The sequence below is a fragment of the Streptomyces sp. BK340 genome (assembly GCF_007827595.1).
In the GTDB taxonomy this organism is placed as follows: Bacteria; Actinomycetota; Actinomycetes; order Streptomycetales; family Streptomycetaceae; genus Streptomyces.
This window is the reverse complement of the sequence record NZ_VISR01000004.1, coordinates 460,133-485,981: the sequence shown is the minus strand read 5'-3', so window position 1 is coordinate 485,981 and position 25,849 is coordinate 460,133. Positions and strand designations below refer to the sequence as shown.

Genomic DNA, 25,849 nt, shown 5'->3' with positions numbered 1-25,849 from the left:
CACTGTCCGGCTCCGGGAGTTCCGGCGACCGCGACGTGATCAACCATAGCGCATCCGGCGGGGCGCGAGCCAACTCGCCGAGAGGAGGCGAAGTCCTACCCCGGCCCCCTGATCACAAACTATGAAGTGACCCGGATCACGCCGGACGACCTTCTTCCCGAACGGCGTAATTGATACAACTTGCTCGCGCGTTCCTGTCCGTCGACGGTCGGCGCCCATCCCCCCCTCTTTTCTGAGCCGCCGCTCTCGTCTGCCCTGGAACGCCCGTGTCCGCCCCCCGCTCCATGCCCTGGCCCCTCGTCGCCCTTTTCACGGCCGGGTATCTCGCCCCGTACCTGCTGCCGACCACCGTCGGCCGGCTCGACACCGGGCTTCCGCTCTCCGCCACCCAGGCCGGCGCCATCGGCAGTGCGCTGCTGCTGAGTTCGGCCACGGCGGGCTTCCTGCTGGCCTCCCGGGTCGAGCGGATCGGTGCCCGTACCCTCGCCCGGGTCGGGCTCGCGCTCGCCTTCTTCGGATACGGCGGTGCCGCGCTCACCTCGGTCCTACCGGCCGTCGTCGCGGGCGCGCTGGTCGGCGGGTTCGGGTCCGGCACGGTCACGGCGGTCGCCGCCAGCGGCATCGCCGCGCAGCGTGACCCGCACCGGGTCACCACGTTCGGTCTGCTCGGCGTCTCCGCCCTCGCGGGCGCCCTCTACCTGACGATCCCGCACCTCGGCCCCGGCCACGGACAGCCCCTCGCCGCGATCGCGCTGACCGCCCTCGCGGTCTGGCCGCTCACCGGCGGTCTGTCCGGCCGTACGGCCCCGGCCCGCACCCTCCCCCACGCTCGAACACGCTCGCGCGGGGGAACCCCCATCGAGCGCGGCCGGCTCCCCCACCTGCGCGCCGGTCTGCTGCTGGCCGCCGCCATGCCCTGCTGGTCCCTGGCGCAGAACTCCCTGTGGGGCGTCAGCGGCCGCATCGGCCTCGACCAGGCACACCTCACCGAGGTCACCGTCGGCACGGTGTTCGCGGTCGCGCTCGGCGCCGGCCTCGTCGGGGTCGTGGGCGCGGGGGCGCTCGGCCCGCGGCTGGGCCGGGCGGTCCCGATCGGCGTGGGTACGGCACTCATCGCGGGCTGCATCGCGCTCAGCGCCTCGGCGACCGGCCTGACGTCCTTCGCCGGGGGCGAGATCGCCTGGAACGCGATCTACCCGGTCGTGCTGTCGTACGTCATCGGCCTCGCCGCGTCCCTCGACCCGCGCGGCCGCTGGGCGGTGTTCGTCGGCTCGGCGGCGTCCCTGGGCACGGCGGCCGGCCCGCTGGCCGGGAGCATGCTGGCGGCGTGGGCGGGCTTCCCGGTCATGGGCGAGGTGCTGGCCGTCGGGCTGCTGGCGGTGGCGGTGCCGATGACGGTGGTGGCGCTGCGGGCGGGCAGGAAGACGGTCTCCGTGGTGGAGATCCAGCTGGACACCCCGGCCGTGCCCGCCCAGCCCGCGTACGACACCGCCTACCCGAACTCGTACGCCTCGACCTCGGCGAGGTAACGGGCCCGCCGCTCCTCGTCGTCGTCCAGGAAGGACGCGAGGAAGGAGTTGCGGGCCAGCTCGCGCATCCGCTCCCTGGGCAGCCCGAGGGCGTCCCGCACCGCGTGATAGTTGTCGGCGACGTACCCGCCGAAGTAGGCAGGGTCGTCGGAGTTGACCGTGCACAGCAGACCCGCGTCGAGCATGGCCGGAAGGGGGTGGCCCGCGAGGACGTCCACCGCCCGCAGCCGGACGTTGGACAGCGGGCACAGGGTCAGCGGGATGCGCTCCCGGACCAGCCGCTCGACCAGTTCCGGGTCCTCCATGCAGCGCAGGCCGTGGTCGATCCGCTCGACGCCGAGGACGTCCAGCGCCTCGGTGATGTACGCGGGCGGACCCTCCTCACCGGCGTGCGCCACCCGGCGCAGCCCGAGCGCGGCGGCGGCCTCGTACACCTCCCGGAACTTCACCGGCGGGTGCCCGACCTCGGCCGAGTCCAGGCCGACGCCGGTGATCCGGTCCAGGTAGGGCCTGGCCGCCTCCAGGGTCTCGAGCGCCGAGTCGGCGGACTCGTCGCGCAGGAAGCACATGATGAGCTTCGTGGAGACGCCGTGGTTCTCCTCGCTGCGGCCGAGCGCCCGCCACAGCCCCTCCACGACCGTGCCCATGGCCACGCCCCGCGCGATGTGGGCCTGCGGGTCGAAGAAGATCTCCGCGTGCCGCACGCCCTGCGCGGCGGCCCGGGCGAGATAGGCGTCGGCCAGGTCGGCGAAGTCCTGCTCGGTACGCAGGACGGCCATCAGCTCGTAGTACAGGTTCAGGAAGGACTGGAGGTCCTCGAACTGGTACGCCTTGCGCAGCTCGTCGGTGTCGGCGTAGGGCAGCTCGACGCCGTTGCGGGCGGCCAGCTCGAACGCCAGCTCGGGCTCCAGGGTGCCTTCGATGTGGAGGTGCAGTTCTGCTTTGGGGAGGGGCATCAAAGCATCGTAAGCGTGTTTTATCCGCGCTTCGGAACCGGCACTCGCAGGAGATCGTGCGCCACGGTCAGCTCTCCCTCGAACCCGGCGGAGCGCGCCTGCCGCTCGAACTCCTCGGGGTCGGAGTAGCGCTGGCTGAAGTGGGTGAGGACGAGGTGCCGCACCCCCGCGTCCCGTGCCACGGCCGCCGCCTGGCCGGCCGTGAGATGTCCGTGGTCCTCGGCGAGTTCGACGTCCTCGTCGAGGAAGGTGGACTCGATGACCAGCAGGTCGCAGCCCTCGGCGAGCGCGTGCACCCCGTCGCACAGCCGGGTGTCCATGACGAACGCGAACCGCTGCCCGCGCCGCACCTCGCTGACCTCGTCCAGGCTGACGTCCCCGAGCCGGCCCTCGCGCTGGATCCGGCCGACGTCCGGCCCCTTGATCCCGTGGGCGGCGAGCCGGTCGGGCAGCATGCGGCGGCCGTCGGGCTCGATCAGCCGGTAGCCGTAGGACTCGACGGGGTGGGACAGCTTGCGGGCCTCGAGCGTGTACGACCCGGTCCGGGCGAGGGTGCCGTCGGCGTCGACCGGTGCCTCGGTGAGGCGGACGGTCTCCCGGTAGGCGGTGGCGTACCGCAGGCGGTCGAAGAAGCGCTGCCCGGAGCGCGGGTAGTGCGCGGTGACCTCGTGCGGCACCTGGTCGAGGTTGATCCGCTGGATCACCCCGGCGAGGCCCAGGGAGTGGTCGCCGTGGAAGTGCGTGACGCAGATCCGGTTCAGGTCGTGGGCGGCGACCCCGGCGCGCAGCATCTGCCGCTGTGTGCCCTCGCCTGGGTCGAACAGGATGCCCTCGCCGTCCCAGCGCAGCAAGTAGCCGTTGTGGTTGCGGTGCCGGGTCGGGACCTGGCTCGCGGTGCCGAGGACCACTAGTTCACGTACGGACACGACGACTTACCCGGGGGGCCATTCCAGGCCACGGCCACCGAGGATGTGCGCGTGGGCGTGCCAGACGGTCTGGCCGGCACCGGTGCCGGTGTTGAAGACGATGCGGTAGCTCTCCAACTCGTCCTCGTCGGCGACGGCCTGGGCCTCACGCAGTATGTCGGCGGCGACGGCCGGTTCCGCGGCGGCGAGTTCGGCCGCGTTCCTGTAGTGCACCCTGGGAATCACCAGGACGTGCGTGGGCGCCTGCGGGTTGATGTCCCGGAAGGCGACGGTCGTCTCCGTCTCCCGCACGATCGTCGCCGGGATGTGCCCCGCGACGATCTTGCAGAACAGGCAGTCGTCCTGCGGTTCTCCCGCCATTGCGCTGCGCTCGCTTTCGCCGGTGATCAGTACGGGGGCATGGTAGTCGGTCGAGTGCAGGCCGGTGGGGGCTGCTCGCGCCCCGCGGCGGAGCCGCATATCGACACGGCCCCGCGCCCCTTCAGGTCGGCAAGCCCGGCGGAGTCTTTGCGGGCTGCTCCTCCAGTGCCTCCAGTGCCAGCCTGATTGCTTCGTCCAGCTGGGGATCCCGTCCCGCCGCCCAGTCCTGTGGGCGCTGTGGGACCTCCACGTCGGGGTCCACCCCGTGGTTCTCGACGCCCCACTCGTATCCCTCCAGCCAGAACGCGTACTTCGGCTGGGTGATCAGGGTGTCGTCGACCAGGTGGTAGCGGCTGTCGATGCCGATGACGCCGCCCCAGGTGCGGGTGCCGACGACCGGGCCGATGCCGAGGGCCCTGATCGCCGCGTTGACGATGTCGCCGTCGGAGCCGGAGAACTCGTTGGCGACGGCGACGACGGGGCCGCGCGGTGCGTCGTGCGGGTAACTGTACGGCCGCATGCCGCGCGGCAGCGCCCAGCCGACGATGCGCCGGGCGAGCTTCTCCACGACGAGCTGGGAGGTGTGGCCGCCGCGGTTCTCCCGGACGTCGACGACCAGGCCCTCGCGGGCCACCTCGACGCGCAGGTCGCGGTGGATCTGGGCCCAGCCGGGCGCCTGCATGTCGGGCACGTGGAGGTAGCCGAGGCGGCCGCCGGACTTCTCGTGGACGTAGGCGCGGCGGTCGGCGACCCAGTCGTGGTAGCGCAGCGGCTCCTCGTCGGCGAGGGGGACCACGACCGCGTGCCGGGGGTCGCCCCCGCCGGCGGGTGAGATGGTCAGCTCGACCGGCTTCCCGGCCGTGCCGATCAGCAGCGGGCCGGGGCCGGTGACCGGGTCGACCGGCTGTCCGGCGACCGCGACGATCGTGTCCCCGGGGCGCACGGCGACACCGGGGGCGGCGAGCGGGGAGCGGGCCTGGGGGTCGGAGGTCTCCGCGGGCAGGATGCGGTCGATGCGCCAACCGCCGTCCGCGTCACGGGAGATGTCGGCGCCGAGCAGGCCCTGCCGGGCGCCGTTGCCGAAGCCGCCGCGCGGGGTGACGTAGGCGTGCGAGGTGCCGAGTTCGCCCTGCACCTCCCACAGGAGGTCCACCAGGTCGTCGTGGGTGGCGAGGCGGCCGAGGAGGGGGCGGTAACGGTCGAGGACACCGTCCCAGTCGACGCCGCTCATGTCCGGCCGCCAGAAGTTGTCCCGCATGATGCGGCCGGTCTCGTCGTACATCTGCCGCCATTCGGCGGCCGGGTCGACGGTCTGCCGGATCCGGCTCAGGTCGACGGTGATGTTCGAGTCGCTGTCCTCGTCGTCGGAGGCGCGCCGGTCGGCGGGTACGACCTTGAGGCGGCTGTCGGTCCACAGCAGCACCCGCTTGCCGTCGCCGCTGACCTCGAAGTGGTCGGCGTCGGCGGCGAGATGCTCCAGGCGCTGCTGGGCGAGGTCGTAGCGCTCCAGCTCGGTCTTGGGATCCGGGTCGTCGGGGGTGGCCCGGGAGGCGCCGAGGACGCCGCGCACCGGGTAGCGCAGCCACAGCACACCGTCCTTGGCGGCCCGCAGGTTGGCGTAGCGGCCGGCCTCGACCGGGAAGGGCACGATGCGGTCGGAGAGGCCGTCGAGGTCGATCCGGGTCGCCGGGGTGCCCTCGGCGTCGGGGGTCTCCTCCTTGTCAGGGGTCCCGAAGGGCCGGCCGTGCCGCTGCGGCCCGAACGGGGACGGCGTGGTCGCGGCGAGGGCGATCAGGTACGGGCGGACGCCCTCGACGAAGGCCAGGTCGAAGACGTGCTCGTCGTAGACCGGGTCGAAGGAACGGCTGGAGAGGAAGGCTAGGTGCTTGCCGTCCAGGGTGAAGGCGGGCGCGTAGTCCTGGAAGCGCAGCGGGGTCGCCTCGGTGACCGACAGGTCGGTGGTGTTGGCGATGCGGAGCTGGCAGAGCGGATGCGGGCCGGGGTGGGACCAGGCGAGCCAGCCGGAGTCGGGCGAGAAGGCGAGGCCGCTGACGTCCCCGTCCTCGCTGCGGTCCACCTCGCGGACCTCGCCGGTGTCGCGCTCGACCAGCAGGAGCCGGCCGTCGTGCGAGGCGACGGCGGCCCGGCTGCCGTCGGGGGCCATGGCCAGCTCCAGGACGCGGCCGAGCTGTCCGGCGGCGATCCGGCGCGGGACGGCGCCGGGTGCGACGCCGGTGGCGGGCGCGAACTCCAGCGCGTCCTCGCCCTCGGCGTCCGTCACCCACACCACCCATTCCTCGGCGTCCGCGCGGAAGGTCTGCGGCAGCCGGGCCCGTACGCCGGGCTGCGCGGCCAGCGCGCGGGCCGGGCCGGAGCGGTGGGTCACCCAGTGGACGGCACCGCGCACGGCGACCGCGCTGCCGCGCGCGGTGTGGTCGGGGGCAGCATGGTCGAACCAGCGGGAGGCGGTCACCGGGTGAGGCTGCAGGTCGACGCGCGCACCGCCGAGCCGGATGTCCAGGCGGCGCGGCTCCGCGCCGTCGAGATCGTCGAGCAGCCAGAGTTCGCCCGCGCTGCAGTAGACGACCCGGCGGCCGTCCGAGGCGGCGTGCCGGGCGTAGAAGCCGTCGAGGGGCGTGTGGCGCCGCAGGTCGCTCCCGTCGGCGAGGGAGGAGTAGAGGGCTCCGGTGCCCTCGTGGTCGGACAGGAACGCGATCCTCCCCGTCCTTACCCACAGCGGGTACTCGATGTTCCCGTCCAGCTCCTCGTGCAGCCGCACGAACTCGCCGGCGCCTTCGTCGCCTTCGGCGGCACGATCGATCCACAGCTTGCCCGCCGTGCCGCCCCGGTAGCGCTTCCACCAGGCGGCCTCGCGGCCCATCGGGGCGGACAGCAGCACGGTGTGCGGGCCGTACGCGACGTCACCGACCGGCCCGTACGGCAGCGTGGCGGCGGGGCCGCCGTCCAGCGGGATCGCCCGCGCCCAGCTGCGGCGCAGGCTCGCCTGGCCCTGGGTGCTGACCGCGAGGACCCTGCCGTCCGGGGTCCAGCCGCGCACCTGGGTCTTCGAACTCCCCCAGTACGTCAGCCGCTCGGCGGGGCCGCCGGCGACCGGGGCGATGTGCACCTCGGGGGCGCCGTTGCGGGTGGAGGTCCAGGCGACGGTCGTACCGTCGGGCGAGATCCGGGGGTGGGTCACCGGCACGTTGTCGGCGCTCACCCGCCAGGCCCGCCCGCCGTCCAGGGGCGCGAGCCACACGTCGTCCTCGGCGGTGAAGGTCACCAAGTCGCCGTGGAGATGGGGGAATCGGAGGTAGCCGGAGGTTCCCGTCGAAGCGCCCTTAGTCACCCCGTCACTCTACGCAGCGACCGCCGCCCGCGCCCTGGGTTTCGATCACTTGCCCTGCACGGGCCAGCAGGTCGGGTCCCCCTTGCACCAGAGTGTCCGGGTCACGGTCACCGTGACGGTCGGCTGCGCGCCGGAAGGCCGGTGGGTGACGGGCGGGGCGTACGTCGGCCCCGGCTTGGCGTTGCAGTCGCCCAGCCCGCCGACGTGGAACACCTGCTTGCCCTCGACCCGGGCCGTCAGGTCCCCGCGCACGCAGGCGCCGTCGACGGCCTTGGTCACCACCCCGACCACGGTGATCTTCCGCAGGTCGTCGGTCTGCCCCTGACAGTCGACGGAGACGACGGTGGTCTGCGTCGGCGAGGGCGCCCTCCCGGGCGTACGGCTGCCCGAGCTGCCGTAGTTCCCGGTGCAGGTGAGCCAACTGACGTGCACATGCTGCCGTTTCAGTTCGGCGGTGGCGGTCGTGTCGGTGGTGTACGCCACCGCGGCCGAACCGAGATCCCCCGGCCGGCACCCCACGAGCACCCCCAGGGCCAGCACGGCGAGCCCGGCCACGCCCACCACACGCACGGGCCGCGCCCGGCAGCGAATCCGCCTCAACACCCCCATGCAGGGCAGCGTGCCACCGGTCCGCGCACGGGGGAAGGCCGCTTACGGTCACTCGTCAGTTCGGGACGGTCACCATCGGATGATCTCAGCCGCTCAGCAGCAGCCACTCCTGCAGTTCCACCAGGTTGCCCTCGGGGTCCTTGAGGTGGGCCACGCGCATGCGGTCGGTCATGGGGGCCGGGCCGTGGAGCAGGGTTGCGCCGCGGGAGGTGATCTGCTCGCAGTAGGCGTCGAGGTCGTCGACGCGCAGGACGACCAGGGAACGGTGGCCGTTGGTCGGCTCGCCCAGTTCGTTCAGGATCTCGGCCATCATGGCGCGGTCCTGCAGGGCGATCCCGGCGGAGCCGGCGTGCGGGCTGAACTTCTCGTACGGTCCCTCGGTGGCGCCGGACTGCGGCTTGAGGCCGAGGACTTCGGCGTAGAAGTGGTAGCAGGCGGCGAAGTCGGTGACGAGGAGCCGTACCTGTGCGAGTTCCATCGTGTTCCCCCGGGTTCGGGTCAGGACCAGCGGCCGGTGCGGCCCAGGAGCAGGGCCGTGGCGGCGGTGCCGGCGGTGGAGGTGCGCAGCACGGTGGGGCCGAGCACGTAGGCCCGCGCGCCCGCCTCCTCGAAGAGCGCCAACTCGTCGCGGGAGACACCGCCTTCGGGCCCCACGACCAGCACGATCTCTCCCTCGGCTGGGAGTTCGGCGGTGGCGAGCGGTGCGCTGCCGTGCTCGAAGTCGGAGTGCAGGACGGCGGCGAAGTCGGCTTTGGCGAGAAGTGCGGCAACCTGCTTGGTCGTCGCCGCGTCCGCGACCTCGGGGAAGCGGACCCGGCGGGACTGCTTGCCGGCCTCGCGGGCGGTGGCCCGCCACTTGCCGAGGGCCTTCAGCCCGCGGTCGCCCTTCCACTGGGTGATGCAGCGAGCCGCCTGCCAGGGCACGATGGCGTCGACGCCGACCTCGGTCATGGTCTCGACGGCGACCTCGCCCCGGTCGCCCTTGGGCAGGGCCTGGACGACGGTGATGCGCGGAGCGGGCTCCGGCTCCTCGGAGACCGAGGTCATGTGGACGATGAGGCGGTCCTTGCCCTCGGCGCCGATCACCTCGCACTCCGCGTAGCGCCCGGCGCCGTCGGTGAGGACGACCTCCTCACCGGGCTGCAGCCGCTTCACGGAGACGGCGTGCCGCCCCTCGGGCCCGTCCAGGACGTACCGGTAGCCGTCCGAGCGGAAGTGCTCGACGACGAAGACCGGAGCCGTCATCGCCCGTCACCTCCGTCCGACAACGCTGTCCTCGCCGCATCGATCTCGCCGAGGAGTACCTCCACCAGCTGCCCGGCAGGCAGCTCGCGGGCCATCCGGTGGCCCTGACCCGCCCACAGCGCCATGCCCTGGGCGTCGCCGGCCTTGGCGGCGGCCTTGCGCAGCGGTGAGGTCAGGTGGTGGATCTCGGGGTAGGCGGCGGGGGCGTACGGGCCGTGCTCGCGCAGGAAGCGGTTGACCAGGCCGCGCGCCGGGCGGCCGGAGAAGGCGCGGGTCAACTCGGTGCGGGCGAACAGGGGGTTGGTCAGCGCCTGCTTGTGCAGGGCGTTGGCGCCGGACTCCGGGGTGGCGAGGAACGCCGTGCCCAGCTGGGCCGCGCTCGCGCCGGCCGCGAGGACGGCGGCGATCTGGCTGCCGCGCATGAGGCCGCCGGCCGCGACGACCGGGATGTTCACGGCCTCCCGGATCTGGGCTGTCAGCGACAGCAGGCCGATGCCGGAGCCGTCGTTCTCCGGGATGTCCCGGTGTGTGCCCTGGTGGCCGCCGGCCTCCACGCCCTGTGCGATCACCGCGTCCGCGCCTGCCCGCTCGACCGCGAGGGCCTCCTCGGCGCTGGTGGCGGTGACCAGGGTGAGGGTTCCGGCCCGGCGCAGGGAGTCGAGGACGTCCCGGCCGGGGACGCCGAAGTGGAAGGAGACCACCGGCACCGGGTTGTCGAGGAGGACCGCGAGCTTGGCGTCGTAGCCGTCGTCCCGGCCGCTGTCCGGGTCGCCCAGCTCGGTCTCGTACCAGGCGGCCTCACCGGCCAGCTGGTGCGCGTAGACCTCGACGGCGCCAGAAGGGGGCGCGGCGTTGGCCGCTCCGGTGGGGCCGGTGCTTGCACCGGGATACTCGGGCTGGGGCATGAAGAGGTTCACACCGAACGGCCGGCTCGTGAGCCCCCGCAGCTGCTTGATCTCCTGGTACATGCCGTCGGCGGTCTTGTAGCCGGCGGCGAGGAACCCGAGACCGCCCGCCTCGGACACGGCGGCGGCGAGCTGCGGGACGGAGACACCGCCCGCCATGGGGGCCTGCACGATCGGGTGGGGGAAGAGATCGGTCAGTGCGGAGGACATGACGGCATGTTGTCACGTCCTCCGAACAAGTCCGAATCCGGGCTTCCCGCGGCATAGGCCACCGGCATACGGGGTGCCGAAGCACCCCGCGGCCGACGGCTCAGCGCCCGTTGAACGCGTCCTTCAACCGTGAGAAGAGCCCCTGCTGACCCGGCTGGCCGTGCCTGCCCGGGGGCCAACCCCCGGACCCCCGGCCGCCGCTTCAGCCGGCGTCAGCGCCCGTTGAACGCGTCCTTCAACCGTGAGAAGAGCCCCTGCTGACCCGGCTGGAACTGTCCCTGCGGACGCTCCTCGCCGCGCAGCTTCGCCAGCTCGCGCAGCAGCCGCTCCTGCTCGGGGTCGAGCTTGGTCGGGGTCGTTACCTCGACGTGGACGATCAGGTCACCCCGGCCGCCGCCGCGCAGGTGCGTGACGCCCCGGTTGTGGAGCGGGATCGACTGGCCGGACTGGGTGCCGGGCCGGATGTCGACCTCCTCCATGCCGTCCAGGGTCTCCAGCGGCACCTTGGTGCCCAGGGCCGCCGCCGTCATCGGGATCGTGACCGTGCAGTGCAGGTCGTCGCCGCGCCGCTGGAAGGTCGTGTGCGGCAGCTCGTGGATCTCGACGTACAGGTCACCGGCCGGACCGCCACCGGGGCCGACCTCGCCCTCGCCGGCCAGCTGGATGCGGGTGCCGTTGTCGACACCGGCCGGGATCTTGACGGTGAGCGTGCGCCGGGAGCGGACCCGGCCGTCGCCCGCGCACTCCGGGCACGGGGTCGGCACGACCGTGCCGAAGCCCTGGCACTGGGGGCAGGGGCGGGAGGTCATGACCTGGCCCAGGAAGGACCGGGTCACCTGGGAGACCTCACCGCGGCCGCGGCACATGTCACACGTCTGGGCGGACGTGCCGGGGGCGGCACCCTCACCGTTGCAGGTGTTGCAGACGATCGCGGTGTCGACCTGGATGTCCTTGGTCGTCCCGAAGGCCGCCTCGTCCAGCTCGACCTCGATGCGGATCATCGCGTCCTGGCCGCGCCGGGTGCGCGAGCGCGGGCCGCGCTGCGACGCCGTACCGAAGAACGCGTCCATGATGTCGGAGAAGTTGCCGAAGCCACCGGCCCCGAAGCCGCCCGCTCCGGCGCCGCCCGCCTGGGAGAGCGGGTCGCCGCCGAGGTCGTAGACCTGCTTCTTCTGCGGGTCCGACAGCACCTCGTAAGCGGCGTTGATCTCCTTGAACCGCTCCTGGGTCTTCGGATCCGGGTTGACGTCCGGGTGCAGCTCGCGCGCGAGCCGACGGAACGCCTTCTTGATCTCATCCTGCGACGCGTCGCGGCGCACGCCGAGAACGGCGTAGTAGTCCGTGGCCACTTACGACTCCGCCAGGATCTGTCCGACGTACCGTGCCACTGCGCGTACCGCTCCCATCGTTCCCGGGTAATCCATGCGGGTCGGTCCGACCACGCCGAGCTTGGCAACCGCCTCGCCGCCCGAACCGTAGCCGACCGACACGACGGAGGTGGAGTTGAGTCCCTCGTGGGCGTTCTCGTGCCCGATGCGCACGGTCATGCCCGGATCCTTCGCCTCGCCGAGGAGCTTGAGGAGCACGACCTGCTCCTCAAGGGCCTCCAGCACGGGCCGGATCACGAGGGGGAAGTCATGTCCGAAGCGGGTGAGATTGGCGGTGCCGCCGATCATCAGCCGCTCCTCGTTCTCCTCGACCAGTGTCTCCAACAGGGTGGAGAGCACTGCGGAGACCGTACCGCGGTCCTCGACGTCGAAGCCCTCGGGCAGGTCCTCGACCAGGCGCGGCACATCGGTGAACCGGCGGCCCGCGACCCGGCTGTTCAGCCGGGCCCTGAGGTCCGCCAGGGACGCCTCACCGAAGGGCGCAGGGCAGTCGACCATCCGCTGCTCGACCCGGCCGGTGTCCGTGATCAGCACGAGCATCACCCGCGCGGGGGCGAGTGAGAGCAGCTCCACGTGCCGCACGGTGGACCGGGTCAGGGACGGGTACTGCACGACGGCGACCTGCCGGGTCAGCTGCGCGAGCAGCCGTACCGTGCGTGCCACGACGTCGTCCAGGTCGACGGCGCCCTCCAGGAAGTTCTGGATCGCCCGGCGCTCGGGGCCGGTCATCGGCTTGACGCCCGCGAGCTTGTCGACGAACAGCCGGTAGCCCTTGTCGGTGGGGATGCGCCCGGCACTGGTGTGCGGCTGGGCGATGTACCCCTCGTCCTCCAGGGCCGCCATGTCGTTGCGCACGGTCGCCGGGGAGACTCCGAGGTTGTGCCGCTCGGTGAGCGCTTTCGAGCCCACCGGCTCCTCGGTGCCCACGTAGTCCTGGACGATGGCGCGCAGCACCTGAAGCCTGCGTTCACTCAGCATTCGCGCGCACCTCCAGCATGTCGTCCCCTCGGCTCTTCCGGTCGCCCGCCTGGCACTCTGCGTGTTCGAGTGCCAGCCTTCCCCAGCCAAGTGTACGGGCGTGGGGTACTCACTGGGCAAGGTCGGTCCTGCCCTACCGCTAGCGTCGCGGTATGACGGTGACTTGGGAAGAGCTGGGGTGGGAGCGGCTGGCGCCCGGGGTGGGCCGGTGCCGGCTGCCCGGCTGGGACTGCACTGTGGGCCTGGTTCTCGGGGCCGGTACGGCGCTGGTGGTGGACGCCGGGTCGAGCCCGGCCGAGGGCGAGCGGCTGCGGACGTGGGCGCAGCAGCTGGCGGGTCACGGTGTGACCCATCTCGCGCTCACCCACCCCCACTTCGACCACGTCTTCGGCACGGCCGCCTTCGCCGGGGTCCGGACGTACGCGGCGGTGGGCACCGACGCGGTGTTCGCGTACGAACGCGAGGAGCTGCGCCGGGACGCGGTCCGGCACGGACTGCCGGAGGCGGACGCGGCCGCGGCCGTCGCCGCCCTGGCCGCTCCCCGCCACCTGGTCTCGGGCGAGTGGACGCTGGACCTCGGCGACGGCCGGCAGGTGCTGCTGGCCAACGTGGGCCCCGGCCACACGGCCCACGATCTCGCGGTCCTCGTCCCCGGCTCGGTCTCCGGGACCCGGGAGATCGTCTTCTGCGGCGACCTGGTCGAGGAGTCCGGCGAACCCCAGGCGGGCCCGGACGCCGTACCGTCCCGCTGGCCCGACGCCCTGGACCGGCTGCTCGCGCTCGGCGGGGAGGACGCTCTGTACGTTCCCGGTCACGGTGCGGTGGTCGACGCGGTGTTCGTACGACGGCAACGCGACGAGCTGGCAGCGCGTTTCGGCGTGTCGTGAGTGCGGGTCGGCGGCTTCTCCTATCGTCATCCGAATGCGCCCACCCGTCTCCCGCCACCGCCTTTCCAACGAGGGCCCTTCGGGCCCGCGCCCTCGTGTGTACTCACCGGACCTGACCCCGCCCTGGAAAAAGCCCAAGCCGGTGCCGGAGGTCCCGGCGGAGCCCGGCCTGGTGGTCGAGGAGCCCGGCACCGGTTTCTGCGGCGCGGTGATCCGCTGCGAGGCGGGCACGGTGACGCTGGAGGACCGCTTCGGCAAGCACCGGGTGTTCCCGCTGGAGCCGCGCGGCTTCCTGCTGGAGGGCAGGGTGGTCACCCTGGTGCGGCCCGCCTCGGGTCCGGTACGGCCCACCCGTACGGCGTCCGGTTCGGTGGCCGTCCCCGGCGCACGCGCGCGGGTGGCCCGCGCCGGACGCATCTACGTCGAGGGCCGGCACGACGCCGAACTGGTCGAGAAGGTGTGGGGCGACGACCTGCGCATCGAGGGCGTGGTCGTGGAGTACCTGGAGGGCGTGGACGACCTGCCGGCGATCGTGGCGGAGTTCGGGCCCGGGCCGGACGCGCGGCTGGGCGTGCTGGTGGACCACCTGGTCCCGGGCACGAAGGAGTGGCGCATCGCCGAGTCGGTGACGAGCGAGCACGCGCTGGTGGTCGGTCACCCGTACATCGACATCTGGGAGGCCGTGAAGCCGTCCTCGCTGGGGATTTCGGGGTGGCCCCGGGTACCGCGCGGGGAGGACTGGAAGACGGGGGTGTGCCGGGCGCTGGGGTGGCCGTCGGAGAACACCGGCGCGGTGTGGCAGGCGATTCTGCAGCGTGTGGGGTCCTACAAGGACCTGGAGCCGGAGTTGCTGGGGCGGGTGGAGGAACTGATCGACTTCGTCACTGCCCCGGCCGGGTGAGCCCGGCGGTGGCCGACTGCCTCAGGTAGGACCTGGGCTGCTCGACGCGCCCGAACCACAGCTCGGGCGGAGCCCAGCGGCGGAGCGCGCGGTCGTACACGCTGAAGAAGTGCCGTACGTCCAAGCGGTAGCGCAGCCGGGGCAGCCCCTCGCGCAGCGGTGCCGTGTCGCGGACGAACTCGCGGAGCAACGGGTCGTCATCGTCGATGTCACCGCGGGGGCACAGCTCCATCGTGTGGACCAGCCTCCGGCCGACGCGCGTCCAGTAAAGGCCGATCCCGGCCAGCGAGTCCCAGGGGATCAGCACGGCCTTCCCATGCCGCAGGACCCAGAACCCCTTCGCGTCGAGGGCCGTGACCAGTCCGCGCCACCGCAGCACCGTGCGCAGCGCGAACCCGGCCCAGACCAGGCCGAGCAGGCAGACCAGGGCGACGACGTGGAATCCCTGGTCGATCAGGGCCAGCAGGCCGAGCACGCCCACCCCGCCGAGCAGCAGCACCAGCGGCAGCGTCCACAGCAGCCACCGCAACCCGTACCGCACCACGGTGGCGTCCGGATCCGGCCGTCTGTCAGAGATCATGGCCGGGAACTGTACCCAGCCCGACGATCAGTCGACCAGATCCCGCACCACCGCGTCCGCCAGCAGTCGCCCGCGCAGCGTCAGCACCGCTCGCCCCTCCTCGTACGGGCCTTCCTGGAGGAGTCCGTCCGCCAGTGCCCGTCCGGAAGCAGCCAGCCCCTCCTCCTTCAGCAGCGACAGCGGCGCCCCCTCCAGCAGCCGCAGCTCCAGCAGGACGCGCTCCACCCGCCGGTCCTCGTCGGACAGCAGCTCCCGGCCCGCGCCCGGTGAGCGGCCAGACGCCAGCGCCGCCGCGTACGCGCCCGGGTGCTTGACGTTCCACCAGCGCACCCCGCCCACGTGCGAATGCGCCCCCGGCCCGGCGCCCCACCAGTCCGCACCCCGCCAGTACAGCTCGTTGTGCAGGCAGCGGGCGGCCTCCGAGGTGGCCCAGTTGGAGACCTCGTACCAGTCGAAGCCGGCCGCGGACAGCATCTCCTCGGCGATCAGATAGCGGTCGGCGTGGACGTCGTCGTCCGTCATCGGAACCTCGCCCCGGCGGATCCGGCGGGCGAGCTGCGTGCCCTCCTCGACGATCAGCGCGTACGCGCTGATGTGATCGGGCCCCGCCCCCAGCGCGGCGTCCAGCGAGGCCCGCCAGTCGTCGTCCGACTCCCCCGGCGTGCCGTAGATCAGATCCAGGTTGACGTGCTCGAAGCCCGCGGCCCGCGCCTCCGCCACGCACGCCTCGGGACGGCCCGGGGTGTGCGTGCGGTCGAGCACGCGCAGCACGTGCTGCTTCGCGCTCTGCATGCCGAAGGAGATCCGGTTGAAGCCGCCCTCGCGCAGGGTGGCGAGGTAGGCCGGGTCGACCGACTCCGGGTTCGCCTCCGTCGTGATCTCCGCGTCCGGCGCGAGACCGAACTCGTCGCGGATCGCGCCCAGCATCCGCACCAGGTCGTCGGCGGCCAGCAGGGTCGGCGTACCGCCGCCGACGAAGACCGTACGGACCTCGCGCGGGTCGTCGCCGAGCACCTTGCGGGCCAGGCGGATCTCGTCGGTCAGGGTGTCCGCGTAGTTGTCCCGGGAGGCGAGCACTCCGCCGGTGCCGCGCAGCTCGGTCGCGGTGTACGTGTTGAAGTCGCAGTAGCCGCAACGGGTCGCGCAGTACGGGACGTGCAGATAGAACCCGAGGGGTCGGTCGGCGGCGCCGGCGAGCGCGGTGGCGGGCAGCGCGCCGTCGTCGGGGACCGGCTCGCCGTCGGGAAGTGCGGAAGGCATGTCCTCCATTGTCCCGTACGCCGCCGGTTACTCCGCCTGGAGCACCAGCAGGGCCAGATCGTCATCCGGCAGGCCGCCGCCGAAGTCGTGCACCAGACGACGGATCCTTTCCGCGATCAGGTCGGCGCTCAGGCCGGCACAGCCGGACAGGGCCCGCGCGAGCCCGTCGCTGTCGTCGAACTGGCGGGAGCCGGAGCGGCGCTCGGTCACCCCGTCGGTCACGCACAGCAGGCTGTCGCCGGGGCCCAGCTCGACGGTCTCGCTGGTGTAGGTCTCGTCCTCCACGACGCCCAGCAGGGTCTGCGGGCGGGCGGCGGTGCGCACGTCGCCGTCGGGACGCAGCAGCAGCGGCAGGGGGTGTCCGGCGGAGGCGAGGGTGCAGCGGACGCCGCCGTCGTGCGGGGTCAGCTCGCCGTACAGGAGGGACAGGAACCGGGTCTGCGGGCCGTCCCCGGGGGCCACGGGCCGGGCCCCGCCGGCCACCAGCGCGCGGGCGGCCGCGTCGGCGGCCTCGGTGGCGTCGTCCAGCAGGAGCTGGTTGAGCCGGTCGAGGACGTCGGCGACCCGGTAGCCCTCGCGGGCGAGCAGCCGCAGCCAGGGGCGGGCGAGCCCGATCACGACCGCCGCCTCCGGGCCCTTGCCCTGTACGTCGCCGACGGCGAAGCACCAGCGGCCGTCGCCCGCGGGGAACAGGTCGTAGAAGTCGCCGCTGGGGCCGCCCTTGTCGCAGGGCTCGTAGACGAGCGCGCTGCTCACTCCGGGGATCTCGGCGACCGCGCCGGGCAGCAGGCCGCGCTGCAGGACGGCGCTGATGGTGGCCTGCCGGGCGTACTGGCGGGCGGCACCGATGGCCAGGGCGACCCGGCGGGCGAGATCCTCGACGAGCCCGGTGACCTCGTCCGGGAAGCGCTGCAGCCCGCAGCGCCCGATGACCAGCGTGCCCAGCGGGCGGCCGCCCGCGATCAGCCGGTACGCCAGCGCCGCGCCGTGGGCGTCCTGCGGGCCGAGCGCGTCACCGGGCCAGGGGTACGGCTCCGGGCCGGACCTCCCCCACTCCCGGCTCTGCTCGAACAGTGCGACCCCCGTCCCGTCCCGCGGGCAGGGCGGATCCTTCTCCAGGGCGCGGGACAGCTCCTCGATGCGGTTCTCGCTGGCGTGCCAGACACGCGTCGGCGCGCCGCCGTCGCCGCCGCGCACGGTCGCCTCGTCCTCCAGCCACACGGCGCACCAGTCGGCGAGCCGGGGCACGATCAGCTGGCCGGTGAGGGCCGTGACCAGGTTCTCGTCCAGCTGCCCGGCGAGCAGGTCGGATGCCTCGGCGAGGAAGGACAGCGCGCCCCGGCCGAGCCAGTCCCGGTCGGCGCCGGGACGCTGCGGCTGCGGCGCGAGCGCCTCGGCGGCCGCCAGGGTGTGGGCCGGTGCGCGCCCGTCCAGGTCCTCCCCGCCGTCGGCGGACAGCCGCGCCCACACCGTCTTGGTGCCGGTGCGGTAGGTGACGCCCCAGGACTCGGCGAGGGTCGCGACCAGGCGCAGGCCGCGCCCGTACTCGGGGGTGTCGTACGGCGCCTCGCCGCGCGCTGGGTCGCGCGGCGCGCGCGCCGGGTGGTGGTCGCGCACTTCCACCACGAAGGCGCCGGACTCCTCCAGACGCCAGTCGACCTCCACCTCCGTGCCCGCGTGGACGACGGCGTTGGTGACCAGTTCGCTGACGACGGCCGTGGCGTCGTCGGCCAGCCGTGCGGACCTCACGGGGTCGACGAGCCCACGGCCGGCCCACTCGGCGAAGGCGGTGCGCACCAGCGCACGGGCGGAGCCGGGCGCGAGGGGACTGCCGGGCAGGGTGGCGAGTCCCTGTGCCCCACAGTCGTGACTCTCGCTCTCCCGCTGCGTCGGTATGGCCGCCATGTCCATGCGGCCAGGGTGACAGAGCGACCCCACGCCTGTGCGCTGAGTTACCGAAGTGGACAGGCACCCGTGAGAACTGTGCTACGGGTGTGCTCGAACACGGTCGGAAAATGTGCGGAATCCGAGCATCCGCGCATCCTCGGCTCGGTCCCGCCGTGGCTTCGGCTCAGTCCTCGATGTACCGGATGAGCACGCGCAGCGTCGTGCCGCGCTCGGTCCGCCAGGTCACCTCGTCCCCCACCTCGCGCCACAACAGTGCCTTGCCCAGGGCCGAGTCGGGGCTGAGCCGCTCCGCCTCGTCACCTGCGAGCAACGCTATTTCGTACGTAGTGATCCCCGGTTCGTCCGTGTCCTCCACGCCGACGAGGCATCCCGGCACGACGACGGCACCGCCGGTGTACGACGGGTCGGGTACAACCTGGTCGAGCAGGGCCCGCAGGAAGCTGCGCCGCTCCTTCAGCGCCTCGCGCCGCTTCTCGTGGTCGGCCAGCTGGGCCTTGCGGGACGAGGAGTCGACGGCCACCACCTCGGGCAACGGCAGGTCGAGCACGTCCTGCACCCGCTCGAGTTCCCGCTGCACCCTCCGGTGGGCGCCCAGACTGATCCGGTCGACCCGAAGGCGCGGCAACGTTCGCTCGTTAGAGGGAGCGGCCCGAGTGACGGCGGTCGTCTCGGTGGTCCGCACGGGCTGCCGCGGCAGGGCGGGCAGCGTGTCCCTGGCGGCCGTGCGGCTGGGTGCGTTCCGGGCCACGGGCTGCCGGTCCGCGGCTCCGGCTCCCGTCGGCCGTCGGTCCACACGCAGCAGCTCCGTCGTCCGGCCGTGGGCGGCTTCGGGGGTGCCGGGTGCGTGGTAGCGGGCCACTCCGACCTGGCCGTCGTCCCCGAGGACGGGTACGTCGACGCGCGCGATCGCGGCCCGGATCATCGCCTGCACCTCGGCATGGGCCACCCGTGCGACGGGCCGCCCACCGCGCAGGACTTCCACGGCGTCGGCGCCCGGAAAGCCCGGGACCCCGGCGTCGCTGAGAAAGCGGGCGGCACCGGCCACGGTCGTACGCAGGCTGAACGCGTGCTGGGCCGAGTTGACCTCGTCGCGGTCGAGACGGGCCACGGAGACCAACTCGGGTTCGGCGGGGGTGGCTCGTGACGCGGCGGGCGGTTCGGGCGGAGTGCTGCGCGGTGCGGGTGGAGTGCTGCGCGGTACGGCCGGGGTGGTGGGTGCCTCCGCCGGGCGGGGCCGCGGTACGGATGCGCGGGGCTGTCGTACGGCGGTGCGGGGCCGGGATTTGGGGGCGGCTGCGGGTGCGGCCGGCGCGGCCGGAACTGCGGCTGTCGGGGCCGGAGCGGCCGGGTCGGACGGTCGGGGCTTCCTCCCGGCGTCGGCCGTCGCCCGTTCGATGCCCAGTCGGTCCAGCTCCGCCCACAGGGGTTCGAGGGCCTTCTCCGGGTCGAGGAAGAAGCGGCTGCCGCGGATGCGGACGAACGTCCAGCCGACCCGCTCCAGTTCACGCTGGCGCGCCGCGTCCGCGTCCGCGTTCTCCTCGTTGTGGAAGGCGTCGCCGTCGCACTCCACGGCCAGGCGCCGGGTGCCGCCCTCGACGACGAGGTCGATGCGGTAGCGGCCGGCCGGGTACTGGGGCCGCACCAGGTAGCCCCGCGCCCGCAGGGCCAGGTACACCCGCTGCTCGAAGAGGCTGTCGAACGCCTCGTGCGGCACGTCCGGGCGGACCTCGCCGAGCCCCGCGCGGTCCCGCTCCTCGGCCGGCCGGGAGAACCAGTCGAGGTAGGCGCGCCGCAGGTCGGTCTCGCCCCACTCCGTGAGCGTCACGCTGTGGAAGAGCCACACCTGGTCGCGGGCCCGGGAGGCGGCCACGTTGAGGTGCTGCCGGTTCAGGGCGCTGCTGTAGGAGCCGATGCGGCGCGGCCCGTCCGGACCGGTGAGCGAGGCGACGGTGCCGATGAAGACGACGTCGCGCTCGTCCCCCTGGAACTCCTCGGCGTTGCCCACGCGCAGCCGCCGCCGCTGCCGCTCGTCGAGCGGGATCCGGTCGGCCAGCAGGTCCTCGATGAGGAACTTCTGCCCGGCACCGAGCAGGGTGATCACACCCATGCTGCGACCGGCGTAGGCGGGGTCCGCGATGCAGCGGGCGACGGTGTCCACCAGCCGCTCGGCCTCGGGCCGGTTGACCTGCTTCTGCCCGCTGCCCTCCACCCAGCCGTCGGCCACGTGGACCGCGCGCAGCGGTGGCAGCCGGTCGGCGCCGTACTGCCGCAGGGGCTGCAGCCGGCCGCCGTAGCAGAGCGCGTTGGAGAAGCCGATGATCTCCGGCATGCAGCGGAAGTGCTCCTGGAGCATCAGCCGGCCACGGCCGCCGGCGAGTCCGGAGGCGATGTCGAAGAGGCTGGCGGTCGGCGTGAACAGGTTGCGGCGGGCGGCGGGCAGCTCGCCGAGCAGCCGCCGCTGGAGGGCGAACTGCTCGTCGTGGTCGACGCCTACCTGGGCCGGGCTGACCTGCTGGTCGTCACCGACGACCACGACCTTCGCGCCGAGCCAGGCGAGCAGCAGCGCCTCGGGCCCGGACTGGCTCGCCTCGTCGATGATCACCACGTCGAAGCGGCCCGCGCGGTCCATGGGGACGGTCTCGGTCACCTGGTGCAGCGGCATGATCCAGGCGGGTACGGCCTCCTGGCTGGCCTGGAGGCTCTCCCGCGCCTGCCTGCGGTAGGTGGCCGCGTACTTGCCGGTGCCCTTGCCGAGCCTGCGGACGTTCTGCTGGTACGAGGTGAGGGCGACGGCCTGGTCGTCGGTGAGCCTGGACAAGCAGTTGAACCAGGCCTTGTCGGCCGCCAGCCGCTCCAGGCCGATGCGGATGTCGGCGTCCGCCTCGGCGAGCAGGCGCAGCTGGCGCGCCTCGGCCCCGGGGTCCGTCAGGTCCGTCATCCGGGCGTGCCAGGCCGCCCAGGCCCAGGCGGCCTCCGCCTCCGGCAGGCGTGTGTCCCAGGCGGGATCGTCCGGTGTGGACTCCAACGCGTCGGCGAGGTCGGGGAGTTCGGCAGCGACCACCCGGTAGGCGTCGTCGCAGGCCTTCTTGCGGTCCAGGGCCACGCGCAGGTCGTCCAGTTCACCGACCGCGGCGCCGTAGGCGGCGGCGTCGCGGGCCTCGGCCGCCGCGCGCGCCCGCTCCACGGGCGCCGTCGCGCCCCGCTCGCGGGCGGCGGCCCGGAGCACGTCGAGCGCGTCGGTGAGCAGCGCGCGGGCGGGGTCTGCGGCGCGGCGGGCGGCGCGGGCACGGAGCGCGGCGCGAACGGTGTGCACCTGCTCCTCGTCCGCCCAGTCGACGCCCGCGAGCCCCGGTGCGGGCGCCGCCCCGCGCGTCACGTCCTGACGCAGGTCGGCCAGGGCGGTGAGGGCGGAGAGGGTGTGGATGTCCTGGCGCAGCCGGGTCATGCGCCGGTTGACGCTCTGCCAGGCCTCGACGCCCTCGCCCCACTCCTGCTCGATGTCCTGCAGGTGCCGTTCCAGGGTCACGCGGTGCACCACGGCAGAGGCGGCGGCCTCCGTCTCGACGGTGCGGCCGTCGACCCGCGCCGTCTCGGGGAAATCGCCGACCGCCTTGCGCAGCCGGGTCTTCAGGCCGAGCGGACCGCGCAGCTTGTCGCCGGCGGCGAGGCCGTCGCGCAGGGAGCCGGCCAGCCCCAGCGCCGTCGGCACGTCGTACCGATCCAGGCCGCTGACCAGGGTGGAGCCGAGGGCCGCCGCCGCCCCCTCGACCGCGGTCAGGGCCGCCGCGGTGCGTGTGTGCCGGTCGCGGGTCTGGAGGTCCTGCCCGGCCATGACCTCGCGGCGCAGTGCCGCGGCCCAGTCGGCGGGCAGGGTGGCCGCGACGGCGGCCGCCGCCGTGAACCGGTCCAGGGCCGCCGCCAGTTGGTCCTGCTGCTCGACGGTCAGGGTGGACACGGCGTCGTCCAGGCGCGAGGCGGAGCCGTCCTGGCGGAGCTCGGCGAGGTCGGCCTCGGCCTCCCGGACGGTCTCGACCGCCTCGGCGAAGGCAGGTCCGGTGGGCAGGCGCCCCGGATCGGGCAGCGCGGCGGTGACCGTGGCCGCGAGGGCGCGGTGCCGGCCGGTGAAGGCGAGGGCCGTGCGGCGCAGGTCCGTCAGGGCCTCGGGGGCGAGCGTGGGCGACTCCGCGGGGACGGCGCCGAGCCACTCGTACCGCGGGCGCTCGGCGGCGAGGCGTTCGGCGATCCGGGTCAGGGTGCCCTCGTAGTCGCCGATCTCGGCCGGGTGGCGGTAGGTCTCCTGCTCCCGCAGGGCCCGCAGGGACTTGAGGGCGAGCGCCTGTGCGGAGCGAGCGGACCTGAGGCGCTCCTCGTGCTCCTGGATGCGGCGGCGGTAGGCGCGCGCGGAGAAGTCGCCCTGCCGGTCGAGGATGGCCTTGACCGACTGTTCCAGTTCCTGCTGCCCGGCTCCGTCGTCGGTGCGGCTGACGCACAGTTCACGGATGCTGGCGGGGAGTTTGTCCCGCAGGACCTTCAGGGCGCGGGCCGTGTGGCTGGTGATCAGGACGCGGTTGCCGTGGGCGAGCAGGTCGGTGACCAGGTTGGCGATGGTGTGGGTCTTGCCGGTGCCGGGCGGCCCCTGCACCACGACCAGGTCGCGGTCGGCCAGCCGCTCGGCGATGGTGCGCTGCTCATCGTTGGAGGGCAGGGCGAAGTACAGCTCGGACCGGGCGCCGCGGGCCTTCGGGGTGCCGGGCCCGGGGTCGCCCAGCGGGCGGTCGCCGCCGGCTCCGGCGACGGCGCGGAGCAGTGCGGTGGGCTCGGCGCCCTGTTCGATGTGCAGTGCGACACCGCGCAGTGCTTCGAGCATGCTGCGCCGGGTGCGCTCCCTGAGCAGCAGCACGGGCGCGAAGCCGACGACCGGTACGGCGGGGTCTCCCGTCGCACGGTGCCGGACGGGTGAGGGGTCGTAGCGGCCCGCTTCGTGGGCGGCGATGGTCCAGGTCCTGAGCGCGCGGTGCAGCTGGTCGGCGAGCGTCGCGTCCGTGGTGTCGCCGGCGGCTTCCAGCTCCTGGCGGACCAGGGCGCGGATCTCGGCGCGCGCCTTCTGCCCGGCGTCGAGCATGGACTCCTCGAGGACCGGGCTGCCGTGTTCGGGGTCGGGTCCGACGGTGATGGCCCCGGTGTCGGGGTCGATGGCGATGACGGCCCGGCAGGTGACGAGGTGCCGGCGGATCGGCTCGCTCTGGGCGGACCAGGTCAGATGGCCGAAGCCGACGACGAGTTCGAAGCTCTCGCCGAGTTCGGAGGCGTCCACGCACAGGCGGTAGAGGCGGTCGTAGGCGCGGACGACCGGTTTCGTGACGCGGTCGCGCGCCGCCCACCTCTCCCACTGGCGCGACCAGGTGGCGTACTGCTCGTGCACGACGTCGCGTTGGGGATGGTCCGCGAGGACGACCGTGCGGTGCCCGGTGCGTGAACTGCCGCCCGCCGACACCTCGTCGGCCGGGACGTCCGCCTCGGTGCGGGGCGCGGGCGGCTCCTGGCGCTCGGAGTCGTGGATCTCCCGTCCGTCCAGCCAGTGGGCGAGGGGCAGGGGCGGTGCGGGCGGGTCGTGCCGTACGGGCCGGTCGGCCCGCAGCCACAACGGGGTGTCGCCGGGGACGGCTTCGGTGAGGAAGCAGGCGAACTGCCCGGGCAGATCGGCGAACCACATCTGGTGCCGGGCGTCGTCGTGGGTGCGTACCGGCCTGGTGCGGCTTTCGCCGACCTCCGCGAGATAGCGGAAGACGTGACGGACGACGTCGTCGGGCGTCGCGGCGGACACGGGCACGCTCACCTCGCTGAACTGGCGGAACCCACATGTGGAGGGATTGTGTGCATCCTATGGGGCGGGTCTGACACTCGGGCCCTTTCCGCCTGTTCCGGGCACACGACGGCCCCGGAAGGCGAAGTGCCTTCCGGGGCCGGACGGTTGTCTCACGCCTCGCGGGTGCCCGAGTACATCTCGTCGATCAGGGCCTTGTACGTCCGCTCGACCACCGGCCGCTTCAGCTTCAGGCTCGGGGTGATCTCGCCGTGCTCGACGTCCAGGTCGCGCGGCAGCAGCCGGAACTTCTTGATGGTCTGCCAGCGCTGCAGGCCCTCGTTGAGCTGCTTGACGTAGCCGTCGACCATCTCGACCGTCTGCGGGGCCGCGACGATCTCGGCGTACGACCTGCCCTCCAGGCCGTTGTCCTTGGCCCACTGCAGGACGGCGATCTCGTCGAGGGCGATGAGGGCGGTGCAGTAGTTCCGGTCGGCGCCGTGCACCAGGATGTTGGAGACGTACGGGCACACCGCCTTGAACTGGCCCTCGACCTCGGCCGGTGCGACGTACTTGCCACCGGAGGTCTTGATGAGGTCCTTCTTGCGGTCGGTGATGCGCAGGTAGCCGTCGGGCGACAGCTCGCCGATGTCGCCGGTGTGGAACCAGCCGTCGCTCTCCAGCACCTCGGCGGTCTTCTCGGGCTGCTGGTGGTAGCCGTCCATGATGCCGGGGCCGCGCAGCAGGATCTCGCCGTCGTCCGCGATGCGCACCTCGCAGCCGGGCAGCGGCTTGCCGACGGTGCCGGTGCGGTAGGCCTCGCCCGGGTTGACGAAGGAGGCCGCGGAGGTCTCGGTGAGGCCGTAGCCCTCCAGGATGTGGATGCCGGCGCCGGCGAAGAAGTAGCCGATCTCGGGGGAAAGCGCGGAGGCGCCCGAGACGCAGGCGCGCAGCCGGCCTCCGAAGGCCTCCCGCAGCTTGGAGTAGACGAGGGCGTCGGCGACCTTGTGCTTGGCGCCGAGGCCGAACGGCACGGCGTGGCTGCCGGTACGGCGGAAGTTGTCCTGCGAGACCTTGGCGTACTCGCGGGAGACCTCGGCGGCCCACTGGAAGATCTTGTACTTGGCCCCGCCGCCCTCGCGGGCCTTGGCCGCGACACCGTTGTAGACCTTCTCGAAGATGCGCGGCACGGCCGCCATGTACGTCGGCTGCACCACCGGAAGGTTCTCGATGATCTTGTCGACGCGGCCGTCGACGGCGGTGACGTGGCCGACCTCGATCTGGCCGGAGGTGAGGACCTTGCCGAAGACGTGGGCGAGCGGCAGCCACAGGTACTGCACGTCCTCGCCGCTGATCAGGCCGGTCGCGGCGATGGCCTTCGCCATGTACGCCCAGTTGTCGTGCGGCAGGCGCACGCCCTTGGGCCGGCCGGTGGTGCCGGAGGTGTAGATGAGGGTGGCGAGCTGCTCCTTGGTGAGCGCGCCGACCCGCTCCTTGATCAGCTCGGGGTGCTTCTCCAGATAGGCGGCGCCGCGCTGCTCCAGCTCGGTGAGGGTGATCACCCAGTCGTCGGTCTCGACGCCGGCCGGGTCGATGACGACGACCTTGGTCAGCGCGGGCAGCTCGGCGCGCTTCTCCACCGCCTTGGCGACCTGTGCTGCGTCCTCGGCGATCAGCACCCGGCTCTCGGAGTCGGAGAGGATGAACGCGGACTCGTCGGCGTTGGTCTGCGGGTAGACGGTCGTGGTGGCGCCGCCCGCGCACATGATGCCGAGGTCGGCGAGGATCCACTCGACGCGGGTCGAGGAGGCGAGCGCCACCCGCTGCTCGGGCTGCAGACCCAGTTCGATGAGCCCGGCCGCGATCGCGTACACCCGCTGCGCCGCCTCGGCCCAGCTCAGCGACTTCCAGTCGTCGGGCCCCTGGCCGGAGGCGGGCGGGACCGGGTAGCGGTAGGCCTCTGCGTCCGGTGTGGCCGCCACGCGCTCCAGGAAGAGGGCCGCGACGGACGGCGGACGGTTCTCGATCAGGGTCTGTGTGTCGGTCACGACATCC

The 25,849-nt window shown here is 73.1% G+C and carries 18 protein-coding genes; 3 read left to right on the top strand and 15 right to left on the bottom strand.

Translation table 11 applies throughout. The features are described 5' to 3' along the window. Positions 1-284: 284 nt before the first annotated feature. Positions 285-1,529 carry an MFS transporter gene (locus FB157_RS11570; RefSeq protein WP_398946543.1) on the top strand — a complete coding sequence of 415 codons (1,245 nt, stop codon included), beginning with the start codon at positions 285-287 and terminating at the stop codon, positions 1,527-1,529. Here FB157_RS11570 and FB157_RS11565 read toward each other — a convergent pair. The 10 genes from FB157_RS11565 to hrcA all read right to left on the bottom strand — a co-directional run bounded on the left by FB157_RS11565 (position 1,493) and on the right by hrcA (position 12,455). Further along, positions 1,493-2,485 carry an adenosine deaminase gene (locus FB157_RS11565; protein ID WP_145878567.1) on the bottom strand — a complete coding sequence of 331 codons (993 nt, stop codon included), beginning with the start codon at positions 2,483-2,485 and terminating at the stop codon, positions 1,493-1,495. The genes FB157_RS11570 and FB157_RS11565 overlap by 37 nt on opposite strands. A gap of 20 nt (positions 2,486-2,505) precedes the next feature. Then, positions 2,506-3,411, bottom strand: a complete 906-nt coding sequence (locus FB157_RS11560; RefSeq protein WP_145878566.1) for a ribonuclease Z — start codon at positions 3,409-3,411, stop codon at positions 2,506-2,508. Between the two features lie 6 nt (positions 3,412-3,417). After that, positions 3,418-3,771, bottom strand: coding sequence for a histidine triad nucleotide-binding protein (locus tag FB157_RS11555; RefSeq protein WP_145878563.1), 354 nt, complete (start codon positions 3,769-3,771; stop codon positions 3,418-3,420). Between the two features lie 121 nt (positions 3,772-3,892). After that, entirely contained in the window at positions 3,893-7,057 is a 3,165-nt protein-coding gene (locus FB157_RS11550) for a S41 family peptidase (protein ID WP_398946542.1), read from the bottom strand. A gap of 108 nt (positions 7,058-7,165) precedes the next feature. Next, positions 7,166-7,729: a hypothetical protein gene (locus FB157_RS11545; protein ID WP_186581457.1), complete on the bottom strand. Its 564-nt coding sequence runs from the start codon at positions 7,727-7,729 to the stop codon at positions 7,166-7,168. Positions 7,730-7,814: 85 nt separating this feature from the next. Next, the gene (locus FB157_RS11540; protein WP_145878559.1) at positions 7,815-8,207 is read right to left on the bottom strand and encodes a VOC family protein; all 393 of its coding nucleotides are present in this window, start codon (positions 8,205-8,207) and stop codon (positions 7,815-7,817) included. Positions 8,208-8,227: 20 nt separating this feature from the next. Next, complete coding sequence (locus FB157_RS11535; protein WP_145878557.1) at positions 8,228-8,974, bottom strand: 16S rRNA (uracil(1498)-N(3))-methyltransferase; 747 nt, start codon at positions 8,972-8,974, stop codon at positions 8,228-8,230. Then, the gene (locus FB157_RS11530; protein WP_145878556.1) at positions 8,971-10,089 is read right to left on the bottom strand and encodes a nitronate monooxygenase; all 1,119 of its coding nucleotides are present in this window, start codon (positions 10,087-10,089) and stop codon (positions 8,971-8,973) included. The genes FB157_RS11535 and FB157_RS11530 overlap by 4 nt, the downstream gene beginning before the upstream one ends. Before the next feature lie 212 nt (positions 10,090-10,301). Further along, positions 10,302-11,438, bottom strand: coding sequence for a molecular chaperone DnaJ (dnaJ, locus tag FB157_RS11525; protein ID WP_145878554.1), 1,137 nt, complete (start codon positions 11,436-11,438; stop codon positions 10,302-10,304). Continuing rightward, on the bottom strand, positions 11,439-12,455 hold the full coding sequence (hrcA, locus tag FB157_RS11520) for a heat-inducible transcriptional repressor HrcA (RefSeq protein ID WP_145878552.1): 1,017 nt from the start codon (positions 12,453-12,455) through the stop codon (positions 11,439-11,441). It lies immediately after the preceding gene. Between the two features lie 152 nt (positions 12,456-12,607). On the opposite strand from hrcA, the gene FB157_RS11515 reads away from it, so the two are divergent. Together FB157_RS11515 and FB157_RS11510 are read left to right on the top strand one after the other, a co-directional pair. Then, positions 12,608-13,342 (top strand): MBL fold metallo-hydrolase, encoded by a 735-nt coding sequence (locus FB157_RS11515; RefSeq protein WP_145878551.1) that lies wholly within the window; start codon positions 12,608-12,610, stop codon positions 13,340-13,342. 34 nt (positions 13,343-13,376) lie between these two features. Continuing rightward, the gene (locus FB157_RS11510) at positions 13,377-14,243 is read left to right on the top strand and encodes a DUF3097 domain-containing protein (protein ID WP_261386264.1); all 867 of its coding nucleotides are present in this window, start codon (positions 13,377-13,379) and stop codon (positions 14,241-14,243) included. Here the strand turns inward: FB157_RS11510 and FB157_RS11505 are convergent. From FB157_RS11505 to FB157_RS11485, 5 genes are all read right to left on the bottom strand, one after another. Next, positions 14,224-14,823, bottom strand: a complete 600-nt coding sequence (locus FB157_RS11505; RefSeq protein ID WP_145878549.1) for a hypothetical protein — start codon at positions 14,821-14,823, stop codon at positions 14,224-14,226. The genes FB157_RS11510 and FB157_RS11505 overlap by 20 nt on opposite strands. A gap of 27 nt (positions 14,824-14,850) precedes the next feature. Further along, entirely contained in the window at positions 14,851-16,083 is a 1,233-nt protein-coding gene (hemW, locus tag FB157_RS11500; RefSeq protein ID WP_145878548.1) for a radical SAM family heme chaperone HemW, read from the bottom strand. Between the two features lie 27 nt (positions 16,084-16,110). Continuing rightward, entirely contained in the window at positions 16,111-17,988 is a 1,878-nt protein-coding gene (locus FB157_RS11495) for a SpoIIE family protein phosphatase (RefSeq protein ID WP_145878715.1), read from the bottom strand. A gap of 166 nt (positions 17,989-18,154) precedes the next feature. Then, entirely contained in the window at positions 18,155-23,821 is a 5,667-nt protein-coding gene (locus FB157_RS11490; protein WP_145878546.1) for an AAA domain-containing protein, read from the bottom strand. Between the two features lie 146 nt (positions 23,822-23,967). After that, a complete protein-coding gene (locus tag FB157_RS11485) occupies positions 23,968-25,842 on the bottom strand; it encodes a long-chain fatty acid--CoA ligase (protein ID WP_145878545.1) in 1,875 nt (624 codons plus the stop codon). Positions 25,843-25,849: the final 7 nt, after the last annotated feature.